The 13,033-nt window shown below is 39.1% G+C and carries 14 protein-coding genes and 1 pseudogene; 12 read left to right on the top strand and 3 right to left on the bottom strand.

Annotated features, from left to right (window positions below; all coding sequences use genetic code 11):
* Positions 1-15 precede the first annotated feature (15 nt).
* Positions 16-561, bottom strand: coding sequence for a sugar O-acetyltransferase (locus CXF74_RS17110; RefSeq protein ID WP_101083745.1), 546 nt, complete (start codon positions 559-561; stop codon positions 16-18).
* A gap of 187 nt (positions 562-748) precedes the next feature.
* On the opposite strand from CXF74_RS17110, the pseudogene CXF74_RS17105 reads away from it, so the two are divergent.
* The 9 genes and pseudogenes from CXF74_RS17105 to CXF74_RS17065 all read left to right on the top strand — a co-directional run.
* Positions 749-1,873, top strand: a pseudogene (locus CXF74_RS17105) (TRAP transporter large permease); the annotation flags it as partial.
* 178 nt (positions 1,874-2,051) lie between these two features.
* Positions 2,052-2,522: a DUF1499 domain-containing protein gene (locus CXF74_RS17100; RefSeq protein ID WP_101083743.1), complete on the top strand. Its 471-nt coding sequence runs from the start codon at positions 2,052-2,054 to the stop codon at positions 2,520-2,522.
* 12 nt (positions 2,523-2,534) lie between these two features.
* Positions 2,535-2,909 carry a nuclear transport factor 2 family protein gene (locus CXF74_RS17095; protein ID WP_101083742.1) on the top strand — a complete coding sequence of 125 codons (375 nt, stop codon included), beginning with the start codon at positions 2,535-2,537 and terminating at the stop codon, positions 2,907-2,909.
* A gap of 41 nt (positions 2,910-2,950) precedes the next feature.
* Entirely contained in the window at positions 2,951-3,403 is a 453-nt protein-coding gene (locus CXF74_RS17090; protein ID WP_101083741.1) for a DUF302 domain-containing protein, read from the top strand.
* Positions 3,404-3,452: 49 nt separating this feature from the next.
* Positions 3,453-3,950: a GNAT family N-acetyltransferase gene (locus CXF74_RS17085; RefSeq protein WP_101083740.1), complete on the top strand. Its 498-nt coding sequence runs from the start codon at positions 3,453-3,455 to the stop codon at positions 3,948-3,950.
* Positions 3,951-4,006: 56 nt separating this feature from the next.
* Positions 4,007-4,675 (top strand): LysE family translocator, encoded by a 669-nt coding sequence (locus tag CXF74_RS17080; protein ID WP_101083739.1) that lies wholly within the window; start codon positions 4,007-4,009, stop codon positions 4,673-4,675.
* Positions 4,676-4,910: 235 nt separating this feature from the next.
* On the top strand, positions 4,911-5,354 hold the full coding sequence (locus tag CXF74_RS17075) for a hypothetical protein (RefSeq protein WP_101083738.1): 444 nt from the start codon (positions 4,911-4,913) through the stop codon (positions 5,352-5,354).
* A gap of 286 nt (positions 5,355-5,640) precedes the next feature.
* A complete protein-coding gene (locus CXF74_RS17070; protein ID WP_198552897.1) occupies positions 5,641-6,465 on the top strand; it encodes a hypothetical protein in 825 nt (274 codons plus the stop codon).
* 318 nt (positions 6,466-6,783) lie between these two features.
* Positions 6,784-7,473, top strand: coding sequence for a DUF3047 domain-containing protein (locus CXF74_RS17065; protein WP_101083736.1), 690 nt, complete (start codon positions 6,784-6,786; stop codon positions 7,471-7,473).
* 137 nt (positions 7,474-7,610) lie between these two features.
* Here the strand turns inward: CXF74_RS17065 and tdh are convergent, their stop codons facing one another.
* Together tdh and CXF74_RS17055 are read right to left on the bottom strand one after the other, a co-directional pair.
* Positions 7,611-8,636 carry an L-threonine 3-dehydrogenase gene (gene tdh, locus CXF74_RS17060; RefSeq protein ID WP_442965956.1) on the bottom strand — a complete coding sequence of 342 codons (1,026 nt, stop codon included), beginning with the start codon at positions 8,634-8,636 and terminating at the stop codon, positions 7,611-7,613.
* 5 nt (positions 8,637-8,641) lie between these two features.
* Complete coding sequence (locus tag CXF74_RS17055) at positions 8,642-9,838, bottom strand: glycine C-acetyltransferase (protein WP_101083734.1); 1,197 nt, start codon at positions 9,836-9,838, stop codon at positions 8,642-8,644.
* 174 nt (positions 9,839-10,012) lie between these two features.
* Between CXF74_RS17055 and CXF74_RS17050 the strand changes: the two genes are divergently transcribed.
* The 3 genes from CXF74_RS17050 (at position 10,013) to CXF74_RS17040 (ending at position 13,023) form a co-directional block, all read left to right on the top strand.
* Positions 10,013-10,927 carry a LysR family transcriptional regulator gene (locus CXF74_RS17050; protein WP_101083733.1) on the top strand — a complete coding sequence of 305 codons (915 nt, stop codon included), beginning with the start codon at positions 10,013-10,015 and terminating at the stop codon, positions 10,925-10,927.
* 386 nt (positions 10,928-11,313) lie between these two features.
* Positions 11,314-12,384 carry a DUF262 domain-containing protein gene (locus tag CXF74_RS17045; protein WP_101083732.1) on the top strand — a complete coding sequence of 357 codons (1,071 nt, stop codon included), beginning with the start codon at positions 11,314-11,316 and terminating at the stop codon, positions 12,382-12,384.
* A 9-nt stretch (positions 12,385-12,393) separates the two neighbouring features.
* Positions 12,394-13,023, top strand: coding sequence for an MAE_28990/MAE_18760 family HEPN-like nuclease (locus CXF74_RS17040; protein ID WP_101083731.1), 630 nt, complete (start codon positions 12,394-12,396; stop codon positions 13,021-13,023).
* Positions 13,024-13,033: the final 10 nt, after the last annotated feature.

Raw genomic sequence — 13,033 nt, 5'->3', positions numbered from 1 at the left:
ATTTACATAAGCTATTTAGTTTAGCGATTTAATAAATTTTGCAGGCATTCCACCCACTAGCGTATCGGGTTCGACATCTTTGGTCACAACAGCGCCGGCAGCAATAATTGAACGAGCACCAATAGTCACACCCTGACAAATAACCGTATTACCACCAATCCAAACATCATCTTCCACGGTAATCGGCAAACATTGTACTTCCCACTCTCGGCGTTCAAGATAATTGAGAGAATGAGAGGGCGTATAAAATTGTGCATTCGGGCCAATCAATACATTATTTCCGATGCTGATAGGCGCATTATCTAACATGATGATACCCATGTTTAAAAAGCAATCATTGCCAATACTGATGCTTTTACCGTACTCGCACTGAAATGGCGGGCTAACGATGCTGTTTTCGCCTAAAGTGTTTAACAGCGCTTCTACATAAGGTTTGCTTTTACTAAACTGAGACTGATTAATTTTCTGCAATAATTCAAAGGCGCTATCACGCAGTGGCCCAAATTCAGGTGCTAACGCATCGTAGTCTAAACCCTGTTGCATCTTTTCAAATTCAGTCATGATCAAAGTCGCCTTGTAGTGTGAGAGAGATTCATCGCTTCATTATATAAATATAATGCATCAAAAGTTAAAGTCGCATGAGTGCGGGTTAATATACGCGTTTATGCGTACTTTCGCATGTAAGGGAACGTAACAAATTGAAAAGGAATCAAATAGGCGAGACTAAAGATAGGTATGTTGTTTTGTGCTGATGGCCGTGCCTATGTTTATTTTCATGGGTAACGTATTACAAAAAACACGTTTGGCAGAGCAACTATTAGAAGCGATGGGGGAGTTATTTGGTCGTGTTCGTGGGGGCGTTGCCGTTTCAACGATTCTTGTGGGCACATTATTAGCTGCTTCAACGGGCGTAGTTGGTGCTTCAGTGGTAGCAATGGGAGTGATCTCGTTACCGGTTATGCTCAAATATAATTACGATAAAAAACTAGCAACAGGCGTTATCTGCGCATCCGGTACGCTCGGTCAAATCATTCCACCTTCAATCATCTTAATCCTCTTAGGTGATGTAATGGGCGTGCCCGTTGGTGATTTATTTAAAGCCGCATTATTGCCTGGTGCGATGTTAGTGGGCGCCTTCATTATTTATGTTCTTGTTTATGCATACTTTAAGCCTGAAGCAGCGCCTGCATTGCCAGAGTCTGCCGTCACTGGCCATGGCGTTTTGCCTTGTTGGCGTGCATTTAAAGCCATTGCCCCACCGTTAACCTTGATGATAGCCGTGTTAGGTTCAATATTTTTTGGTGTTGCGACCCCCACTGAATCATCAGCAATCGGTGGCGTAGGCGCGATTATCTTAGCTATTTTGTATGGGCAATTTTCATGGAAAGTCATTTGGGAAGCATCGGCTGATACCGTCAAAGTGACAGCAATGGTCTTTGCTATTTTTGTCGGCGCGACTGCGTTTTCAATGGTATTTTCCTATACCGGTGGTGAAGAAATAATTGAAGAGTTAATGATGAACTTACCCGGTGAGAAATGGGGATTTATCATCATTTCAATGTTAGTCATCTTAATATTGGGTTTCTTTATCGACTTTGTTGAAATTTCATTTATTGTTGTGCCATTGCTTTATCCCATCGCAGAGTTATTAGGCATTGATTTAACGTGGTTTGCCATTTTAATTGCGATGAACTTACAAGCATCATTTTTAACGCCGCCCTTTGGATTCAGTTTGTTTTACTTAAAAGGGGTCGCACCACCAGAAATCAAAACAACAGATATCTATAAAGGCGTTATTCCCTTTATTTTATTGCAGATGTTAGTGTTAGGCTCGATTTTAGTCTTTCCAGGCTTTTATGGTTTTACCTTTTAAGGCAGGGTAAGTGCTTTACAAAAATAACCAGACTGATTTACAAGCACTTAAATAAGTTCAAAAGCAATTAACCACGAAGACACGCAGGACTAAAGTCCCACTTCCAAAGCAAGCGAATTGTTCCTCGGAAGTGGGACTTTAATCCATTTTTTAGCGAATTATCATTAAGGATAATAGGATGAAAAAACACGTTTCAATATTATTGTTGAGCAGCGTTTTATTAGCAGGATGCTCTGGTACCTCGCCAACGTTAGGTATTAGTGATGGCCAATTGAAAGCCTGTCCAGAGTCGCCAAATTGTGTCAGCAGTCAAGCAACAGATAAACAACATGCCATTGCGCCTATCGTTTTTAACGGCTCGGCAAAGCAGGCACAAATGCAATTATTATCCGTCATCAATACATGGGATCGCAGCAAGGTCATTGTTGTCAAAGAAGACTATATCCGTGTCGAATTTACTTCTGCGATCATGCGTTTTATTGATGATGTTGAGTTTTATTTCCCCGCAGTTTCAATGGCAAAAGATAATACCGAAAAAACCGAAAAAACCGTCATACAGGTTAGATCAGCTTCACGCCTCGGAGAATCTGATCTTGGGGTTAATCGAGAACGTATTGAAAAAATCACTGAACAATTAACTGATAAGTGACGTTAAAATCGAATGGATATATTAATAGAGCAAGAAATCGCACTTCACCAAGTGTGGTTTAACAGTAACAAAGCAGTGGTTGAGCGTTTCTTACATCCTGAGTTTAGGGAGGTTGACGAATCTGGTAGAAGTGTTAGTTTCAATGAAATACTTGCTTTTATGGATAATAACAAGCACTCAGACAATCGCATTCATGCTCAAGACTATGAGTTCACCACGCTAGAAAGCAATAGCATGCTGTTACTTTATAAGTCTGCGTTGTTAAAACCGACGGGTGAAGTGAGCGGTTTTGCTAAACGCGTCTCGGTGTGGGTTAAAACTGATAACCTGTGGCAAATGAAATATCATCAAGGCACAGTCTGTGATCCCTTTGTCATAAAACGCTAAACATTTATTCATTCACTGAACACTCACAAAAGGTAACGATCATGATTAGAAATATATCCTTAGCGACCTGTCTCTTATTAGCTTCATCTTATGCCAGTGCACAACAAAGCCTGATAACACTTGAAAGTCACTATTCAGCGAAAGAAACAGCGGATCGCTTTGCGTCGATCATTAAAAGCAAAGGCCTAACGCTATTTGCGCGTATTGATCACCAAAAAAATGCAGACAGTGTCAATTTACAATTAAGGCCCACAGAAGTGATCATCTTTGGTAATCCTAAAGTGGGTACGCCATTAATGCAATGTGCCCAAAATGCGGCTATTGACCTGCCTCAAAAAGTGCTTATAACAGAAGATGCAGATAACAAAGTGTGGCTTTCATATAACAATCCAGAGTACATCAAAGTCCGCCACGATATTAAAGGTTGCGATAAAGTGATCACTAAAATATCCGCGGTACTCAATAAATTAAGTGTGGCAGCAACGTCTAAATAAAAACCTTTGAATGAAAGTCCGTGATTGAAGTATGAGGAACAGGTGAAAAATGAATATTCGTGAATGTAAACACAGCGATAGCAAAGCGATTTGTGAAATATACAATTATTATATTGAACACACAGTGATCACTTTCGAAGAACAGCCTGTTACTGAGTTGGTGATGGCTGAACGCATCAATACTTATCGTCAAAATCATCCCTGGTTAGTCTTAGAAGATAAGACTGGCGTTGTGGTGGGTTATGCCTATGCTGCTAAATGGGCTGAACGTTCTGCCTTTAGAAATACCGCTGAAATAACCGTTTACCTGCATCATGAACAATCGGGTAAGGGTTATGGTGCTGCGCTATATAAAAAAATATTATCCGAATTATCGGCATTAGGTTTTCATATGGTAGTGGCTGCAATTGCACTGCCAAACGCTGCTAGCGTGAAACTGCAAGAGTCATTTGGTTTTAACAAAGTCTCACATTTCAAAGAGGTGGGTTATAAGTTTAATCGCTGGATTGATGTAGGGCATTGGCAAATGAACTTAAAAACTGACTAAGCATGTTCTAGCCTAATCTAAGCCTAATAATTTTTACTGAATAATGGAGTTATCCGATGAATGAAATACTGACCTTTAGCCTTGTTGCCTTGTTACTGGTGATTTCACCTGGGCCAAATGGGGTATTAATTATTAAAACGGTGTCTGCTGAAGGTAAAAAACCGGCTTTTTTTAATATTTTAGGTTTAACCGTCGCTACTTTTTTCCACGGCGCATTTTCAATATTAGGTTTATCTGCGGTGCTTTTACAATCGGCAGAATTGTTTTTAGCGATCAAAATAATGGGCGCTATGTATCTGTTATTTATTGGTTTAAAGGCGATATATCAAACCTTTAAACAGCAACCCAATGGCGCTTCAAACAATACTTCAAACAACACTTTAAACAACAAGACAGATGAAAAAAACAGCCCACAAAAGAAACGTCCAATGAGTAATTTTTTTGTCGAAGGCTTCCTGACACAAATACTTAATCCGAAAGTCTCGATGTTTTATTTAGCGGCTTTCCCGCAATTTCTCTCTTTTGATCAACCCTCGGCCGTTGATGCTTTTGTATTAGTGGCTATTCATGCGTCGATTATATTTTTATGGTTTACCGCTATCACTAAAACAATCAGCAAACTAAAATTTATCACTAAGATGCCTGCGCTTGGTAAATGGGTTCAACGTGTCTCGGGCGCGGTAATGGTTTATTTTGGTGGCTTGCTGCTGATGTATAAATCTTAGTGCTACTTTATAAATCTTAGTGTTAGACCGAGCTTGCCTTTAAAATCGGGCAAAGCTCAGGTTATCAATTCAATGTGTAATTGCCAAAGAAATAAGCTAACAACTTGATACACTTAATGATAAGTTGACTGTCCGGTTAATGCTTGTGATTCTCATTTTTATCAAGCTACCTTTCTAACACTGTTATCGCTTGAATAAAGCATCAAACCTAACACCGCTATTTGGAATTAACTTTATGACAAAACATTGTACCGATACGACTAATTACAAAAAATTTAGACCTCACGGTCGCGTTGAAATCACCACTGTCGATAATAAAATAGCCGTGTTCAGAGCGCTAGGGCCATTTAACTTAGAGCTACTTGATGCATTACAACAAATAGAGCCCGTCGCATTACAAGCAATGGATATAGAGAATAACAGCTGGGTTGAAATAGTCGTTTTCGAACAATCATGCCTTGCGTCTGATGAGCTCTTTGCAGAATTTTGTCTACACCTAACCGCGTTGAAAGCATCGGGATTTTCCCCTGTAGCCAGTGCCTTTGTTTTTACCGATGAAATAGACGGCACGCTATTAATGCTTGATAAATACAGAAAATGTTTTGCCGATGCAGGCTTAGTATTTAATGATTTTAACAACGAAACAGATGCCATGGAATGGGTAAGAAGCTTTCTATAACTGAAACAGTTAAGCTGCTTTATAGCCATATTTGATATCTCGTATTGTACGATTCAACACCTCATAACATTTTAGGTGTTTTTCACATACTTCATACTGTAACTGCTCTGGTCTAAGCCATTTATGTCTAGTTCAAGGCGGGAAAGCGCAGTTTAGTGGTTTAAATGAGCATTCCCAACGCTGGAATAGGCTTAAATGGCAACGACCTGAATAGTTACCTCGTATTTAACAGAAAAAAGGTGAACGTATCAAAACAATCAGTGTACTTGGAACGGGGTGGCTTGGTTTGCCTTTGTGCCAAGAATTAGTCTCTCAAGGGTTTGTGGTAAAGGGCTCAACGCGTTCTGTTGAACGTAATAGCTTATTAGCCGATAACAATATTCAGCCTTTTAATATCGATTTAGCCGTTAATAGCTTTCAAGCGGATGACTTTTTAAATGCCGATATTCTTATCGTAAATATCCCCTTTAAAGAGGCGCATGCGTTTTCAACCTTAGTTGAACAAGTCGCAGCATCATCTATTTCAAAGGTCATCTTTATTAGCTCGACCTCTGTGTATGGTGACAAAGAAGGCCTTGTTTGTGAGCATGATGAAAACCTCACTTCACATCCGTTATTAGACATTGAAGTCTTGTTCACCAGTAACACCCATTTCTCTACAACGGTGCTGCGTTTTGCTGGGCTGATTGGCCCTAAACGTAATCCAGCGTTATTTTTTAAAAACAACCGCAGTGTCAAGAGTCCAGATTATCTGGTCAATATGATTCATCAACAAGACTGTATCAATATCATTAGCCTCATCATTAAACAGCAAGCTTGGGGTAAAATTTACAACGGCTGTGCAGAGACACACCCGAGTAAAAGAGCCTTTTATACTCATACCGCGACTATCTCAGGAGTGCCTATTCCTAAGTTTGAGACTGAAATAAAGAATGAGCTAGAGAGTGATATAGAAAGTGACAAAGAAAGTAAAATAGAGAACGCTAGCGCTACCATTGGCAACGAATCATGCACAGGTAAAGTCATTAGTAATCACAAAGTGAAAACAGAATTAGGTTATCAGTTTGTATATCCCGATTTACTGAATTTGAATGCAGAAGCGTTAACTTAACTAAGTTAAAAAGCAATACACCACGAAGGCACGAAGCAAAAGAAGGTTGAAGGTCTTACTTCGTGTTCTCTGTGTAACGCAGTGGCTTCGTGGTCGGCTTTGGTTTTATCTTTTTTCATGTTTTATATATACAGTCAGCGCCTTTAATAAGTTCAAAAGCAATACACCACGAAGGCACGAAGCAAAAGAAGGTTGAAGGTCTTACTTCGTGTTCTCTGTGTAACGTAGTGGCTTCGTGGTCGGCTTTGGTTTTATCTTTGTTGATGTTTTTCTTATTACTTAACCTTTGTTTTTTATAACAAAAAAATGGAACATACCATGTATAAAAAATTACTTTTACTGCTAACAATCACAACCTGTATAAACGTGAACGCCAATAACAGTGTGATCCCCAATGCGTCAATCAACTTAACCTCGCTTAGCGAGAATGGCATTGAACAGTGGCAGGATAAAGTCTTCTCGGGTAAATCGATTTACACCGTGGAAGAGTACCAAGGCAAACTGGCCCTTAAAGCGAGCAGTGATAACGCTGCATCGGGGTTAGTGCTAGAAAAACAAATCGATTTAATGGCCACACCGCATTTAAATTGGAGCTGGTTAGCAGAAAACAAGTTACAGGGTTTAGATGAACGTAGTAAAAGTGGCGACGATTTTGTTGCGCGTATTTACGTGGTTATCGATGGCGGTCTGTGGATTTGGAGAACAAAATCATTAAGTTATGTTTGGTCGAGCAATCAAGCACAAGGTTTAGTCTGGGATAACGCCTTTGCAGGTGACAGTGTAAAAATGATGTCGGTGCGCGGTAAAGAGGCAAACATGAGTCAGTGGTTTCAAGAAAAACGTAATGTATTTCAAGACTTGATTGATACTTTTGGCGATAAAGGCAGTGAGCAAGCGAATCGAGAAGCTTATCAATACATCGATGTTATCGCGATCATGACAGACACAGATAACAGTGGAAAAAAAGCACAAGCCTATTACGGAGATCTCATCTTCACACAAGACTAATTAATATTTCAATTTACATGCCAATTAACATGTAAACATGACTTCAAATAACACGTTAAATAATACTGCTAATAACAAAAAGGCTAACAGAATGTTAGCCTTTTTAGTTTATCGATCATCAGTTTAGAGCTGGGAGTTTATTCCCAATCTAAAATAACCTTACCTGACAATCCTGAACGCATCATGTCAAAACCGGCTTGGAAATCATCAACCTTGTAATGGTGAGTAATGATTGGTGTTAGGTCTAAACCTGACTGAATCAAACTCGCCATTTTGTACCAAGTTTCAAACATTTCACGTCCGTAAATACCTTTAATCACTAACCCTTTAAAGATAACTTGGTTCCAATCAATGGTCATATCTGACGGTGGAATGCCTAACAAAGCCACTTTACCGCCGTTATTCATGTTAGTTAACATACCATTAAACGCAGAAGGGTTACCTGACATTTCTAAACCAACATCAAAACCTTCCGTCATGCCCAATTCAGACATCACATCTTCTAAGTTTTCATGTAATACGTTAACAGCACGTGTCACGCCCATTTTTTTAGCCAACTCAAGACGGTATTCGTTCACATCAGTAATAACGATATGACGTGCGCCAACGTGTTTAGCAACAGCTGCTGCCATAATACCAATCGGGCCAGCGCCAGTGATTAATACATCTTCACCAACTAAATCAAATGATAATGCAGTGTGAACCGCGTTACCAAACGGGTCAAAAATAGCTGCTAAATCATCAGAGATTTCAGCAGGAATTTTAAACGCGTTAAACGCAGGAATCACCAAAAATTCAGAGAATGCACCGCTGCGATTAACACCAACACCAGACGTATTACGACAAAGGTGCGTACGGCCACAACGACAGTTACGACAGTGACCACAAGTAATATGACCTTCACCAGAAACGCGATCGCCAATGTTAAAGCCACGTACTTCTTGGCCAATGCCAACCACTTCGCCCACGTACTCGTGACCGACAACCATAGGCACAGGAATCGTTTTTTGCGACCATTCATCCCAGTTGTAAATATGAATATCAGTACCACAAATCGCCGTTTTCTTGATGCGTACTAACAAGTCATTATGACCCATTTCAGGTTTCTCAACCTGCGTCATCCAGATGCCTTCTTCAGGCTTTAATTTTGAAAGTGCTTTAATTTTCATTATTTAATTAGCTCCATCTCTTTACCAACTTTGATGAACGCATCAATAGCACGATCTAATTGCTCACGAGTATGTGCAGCAGACATTTGCGTACGAATACGCGCTTGGCCTTTTGGCACAACAGGGAAAGAGAACGCAACCACATAGATGCCTTCTTTTAATGCGCGCTCAGCAAATTCAGCTGCCACTTTAGCATCACCTAACATGATAGGAATGATCGCGTGATCAGCACCGCCCATCGTGAAACCAGCCGTTTCCATACGTGTACGGAAGTGCGCAGAGTTTTCCCATAATTGGCTACGTAAATTAGCGGATTCAGCTAATAAATCAATAACACGAATAGAAGCAGAAACAATCGCAGGCGCCACTGAGTTTGAGAAAAGGTAAGGGCGTGAACGTTGACGTAACCAATCGATCACCTCTTTTTTGCCCGCAGTATAACCGCCCGATGCACCGCCCATCGCTTTACCTAATGTACCGGTAATAATATCGATACGGTCGATAACATTGTGGTGCTCATGTGTACCTGCGCCGTTATCACCCATAAAACCAACAGCATGAGAATCATCAACCATGACCAATGCATCGTATTTATCCGCTAAATCACAAATAGCAGGCAGGTTAGCAACAACACCGTCCATTGAAAATACACCATCTGTCACGATCAACGTATGGCGTGCACCGGCTTCTTTAGCCGCAATAAGTTGCTTTTCAAGTTCAGCCATATCGTTATTTGCATAACGAAAACGCATCGCTTTACATAAACGCACACCATCAATGATAGAAGCGTGGTTTAGTGCATCAGAAATAATCGCATCTTCTTTGCCTAAAATCGTTTCAAACAAACCTGTGTTTGCATCAAAACATGACGTGTAAAGAATGGTGTCTTCTTTACCTAAAAAAGTAGACAGTTTTTGTTCAAGCACTTTATGTGAATCTTGCGTGCCACAAATAAAACGTACAGACGCCATACCAAAACCGTGTTCATCCATGCCGTCTTTTGCTGCTTGAATCAGGTCAGGGTGGTTAGCTAAACCTAAATAGTTATTAGCACAAAAGTTTAAAACTTCTTGGCCAGTAGAAATAGAAACAGACGCTTTTTGAGCAGAAGTAATAATACGTTCAGATTTATATAAACCTTCGTTTTTTACATCTTCAATTTGATCTTGGATATGTGTATAGAATGCACAAGACATGGTGTTTCCTTGTTAAATGATGATTAATACACGCACTGATGATAAGTCATGGAAACGTGTAATATTTTTGTTAAAAAATGACGTGGATTGACATAGTCAATAATCCGATAAATAGATTATAATCCAAAGCTATTACTTCTATTAGCCCTACATTTGGAAAAGCATTGATGAATCATGGTCACAAATAAACTTATCGCCTTATTACCCGATCTCGCTACTTATATAGTAGTGGTAAATGAGGGAAGCTTTACCGCAGCCGCTAAAAAACTCGGCGTGACACCCTCTGCGTTAAGCAAATTGATCACCCGTTTAGAAAGCGCGTTATCGGTCAAATTATTCGAGCGCACCACACGACGTTTATTGATCACCGAATCGGGTAAAAAAATCTACCAACAATCCGCGATCATGGTCGAAGCTGCGCAACAGGCGATTGATATCTCCAGTTCAGAGCATATCGTGCCCTCGGGCAGTTTAACCGTGGCCGCGCCAAAAGCGTTTTTAACGATTGTATTGCAACCTTTAGTCACGCCATTTTTAAGAGAATATCCCAACATTCAATTAAAGCTAAGAGCCTCAGACGGTGATATCGATATGATAGCGCAGGGTATTGATGTGGTGTTTCGATTAACCGACAAACCCACGGAAGGCCTGATCATGAAAGAGATTGGGAAAGTGAATTTAAGCTTATGTGCCAGTCCTGCTTACCTAGCAGAAAGAGGCCTACCCACCGAACCTAAAGCCTTAGTGGATCATGATTGTTTGTATTTAGGCGAGACAGCCAAGGACCATATTTGGGAATTTGTAAAAGATCAGGAAAGCCACACTATTGCTGTAACAGGCCGTTACGCAGTGAACCATTCTCAAATGCGTTTAAACGGCGTTAAAGACGGATTTGGCATCGGTATTTTCCCTGACTTTGTTATCAAAGAAGCGTTAGAGAATAACGATGTGGTGCCTGTATTAGCCGATTGGCAAATCAAAGGTAACTACCATGGCGTGATTGCCATGCAATACGCACAAAACAAATACATGCCATCGCGTTTAAAAGTATTTACTGAGTTTGTGAAACAACATTTGATTAAGGCGTAGGTTGTTAGGGGGGTGTTTCATGTACTGACCAATTAAGGTTTACATGGCTTAGATTGGTTAATTCGGGTATTTCGCGTAAACGAGATATTACATCCGCGCTGAGTAGTTGAATACATCAATCTGTGGAATTGAAAGCAAGGGGGCGTGTAAGCTATTTATTTTATTAAGTTATTTTTAATTTTAATTGAGATATTACGCGATAATAAGGTACAAGGTACTATTAAATTTATTTTAATTGATATAATATTGCTTTTAAATGGTTACTAAGCAGAATTTTTCTTTATTTCTACGGACTAATACGGAAATATTCTACTTAGTGACGCTGTTAGCAGTCTTGCTCGAAATGATTCAATATTTATCCAACATTATAATAAAAAGGAGTATCCATGCTTAGTGAACAGAAATTAACTGATATTGAAAAGCAAATATTAGATGAAAAGAAAACTGTAGATTATGATACCAGAGAATTTACAATTGAATTCTTAGTTCAAAAGTATTTAACAGATATAGACACCGAAGAAAATGACATATTTGTTCCTGAATACCAACGCGATTTCGTATGGGATGAAGTGCGTCAATCACGGTTAATAGAATCAATTACTTTAGGTCTGCCAATTCCTATTGTTTTTATGGCTGAAGATGCTCAGGGACGACTTGAAATTGTAGATGGTTCACAAAGAATAAGAACATTAGCTGCATTCATCTCCAACGAGTTGAAGCTTATGCGACTCGAAAAGCTAACCGAACTCAATGAGTTAAAGTTTGAAGATTTACCAAAGTCTCGACAGAAAAAGATTAAAAACACTCCTATAAGAATGATCGTCCTGTCTGAATCCGCCACTGAGGAAGTAAGAAATGACCTATTTGAGCGTATAAACCGTGGTAGTGATTTATTGCGCAATATGGAAAAGAGAAAAGGAATCTATCCAGGAACCTTTAATGATTTTATATACAAAGAATGTGCAAAAAACGAGTTATTAGTTAAGCTTGCCCCTTTAGGTAAAAGTGTAATAAACAGGCAAGAGCACGAAGAATTAATCCTTAGATTTTTCGCATTAATGGATTCATATCCAAGATTTCCGACATACGGTCGAGGCATTGGTGTAATGCTTGACGAATATATGGAAGCTAAAAACAAAACGTTTACTCCCGACGAAAAAGAAATCAAGCAGAAGCAATTTAACGATATGTTAAAGTTTGTTGATGAAGTTTTTGAAAATGGTTTCCGTAAGACAAATGGAAATTCAATAACGAGAATTTTATTTGAAGCTATTTCTGTTGGTGTACATCTAGCTCTTCAAAATGGGAATGCTCTCAACACATCAAAAATAGACGGCGGTGAATGGATGAAAGATCAGCAGTTTAAGCGCCTGATCTCTGGTACACACCGTACTCATAGCCCTGATAAAATTAACAAACGAATTGACTTTGTAAAAAGTAAATTAATAAATCGGTAGGTAACTGAATTGTATACAATTAAAGATGATTTCGAAGAAAAACGATTGGAAGCAGATGTTTTAATTAATCATATTCAGGACTTGTCCACTGAAGCAGGCAGTGTGAATAAAGTTGCAATATTAAAGTCTGCATTCGTTATACTTCTTTACAATGTAATTGAGTCCACTACCGTTTTAATTCTAGAAAGAGTACATGAGACAGTTGCTCGCCATCAATATACAGAGTTATCTGATCTGCTTAAAAAGCTTTACATTGAGCACTACTTATTTAATGAAAGTAAAAAAAAGCAAAAAGTAACTTTGGACTTAATCATTGATAGCTCACTTGCATTTCCTGGGTTTGATGAACTTACAAAAAAAATAAATCTCTTCTCGGGTAATCTTGATGCTAGAGAGCTGAGTAAAATTTTGAGCCGTTATGGCATTGGTAAAATAACGAGTGCGAATAAAGATAAATTACTAATAGTCAAAAATAAAAGAAACAAAATTGCTCATGGAGAGGTTATGTTTAAGGAGTGTTGTCGTAACTCAACTAATACAGAATTGAATCAGATAAAAACCGCTGTATTCGATTCTTTGAGTCAAATGATTTTATTGACTGATAAATATCTTGAACAGAAAAGATATTTAGTACATTGATTTACAGACT

Source organism: Psychromonas sp. Urea-02u-13, from assembly GCF_002835995.1.
Lineage (GTDB): Bacteria > Pseudomonadota > Gammaproteobacteria > Enterobacterales > Psychromonadaceae > Psychromonas.
This window is presented reverse-complemented; position numbering and strand designations above follow the sequence as displayed.

Bases quoted from the DNA above. Each gene is read 5' to 3' on its own strand.
- CXF74_RS17110 (WP_101083745.1), bottom strand. From the start codon at position 561: ATGACTGAATTTGAAAAGATGCAACAGGGTTTAGACTACGATGCGTTA.
- CXF74_RS17100 (WP_101083743.1), top strand. From the start codon at position 2,052: ATGAAAAAACACGTTTCAATATTATTGTTGAGCAGCGTTTTATTAGCA.
- CXF74_RS17095 (WP_101083742.1), top strand. From the start codon at position 2,535: ATGGATATATTAATAGAGCAAGAAATCGCACTTCACCAAGTGTGGTTT.
- CXF74_RS17090 (WP_101083741.1), top strand. From the start codon at position 2,951: ATGATTAGAAATATATCCTTAGCGACCTGTCTCTTATTAGCTTCATCT.
- CXF74_RS17085 (WP_101083740.1), top strand. From the start codon at position 3,453: ATGAATATTCGTGAATGTAAACACAGCGATAGCAAAGCGATTTGTGAA.
- CXF74_RS17080 (WP_101083739.1), top strand. From the start codon at position 4,007: ATGAATGAAATACTGACCTTTAGCCTTGTTGCCTTGTTACTGGTGATT.
- CXF74_RS17075 (WP_101083738.1), top strand. From the start codon at position 4,911: ATGACAAAACATTGTACCGATACGACTAATTACAAAAAATTTAGACCT.
- CXF74_RS17065 (WP_101083736.1), top strand. From the start codon at position 6,784: ATGTATAAAAAATTACTTTTACTGCTAACAATCACAACCTGTATAAAC.
- CXF74_RS17055 (WP_101083734.1), bottom strand. From the start codon at position 9,838: ATGTCTTGTGCATTCTATACACATATCCAAGATCAAATTGAAGATGTA.
- CXF74_RS17050 (WP_101083733.1), top strand. From the start codon at position 10,013: ATGGTCACAAATAAACTTATCGCCTTATTACCCGATCTCGCTACTTAT.
- CXF74_RS17045 (WP_101083732.1), top strand. From the start codon at position 11,314: ATGCTTAGTGAACAGAAATTAACTGATATTGAAAAGCAAATATTAGAT.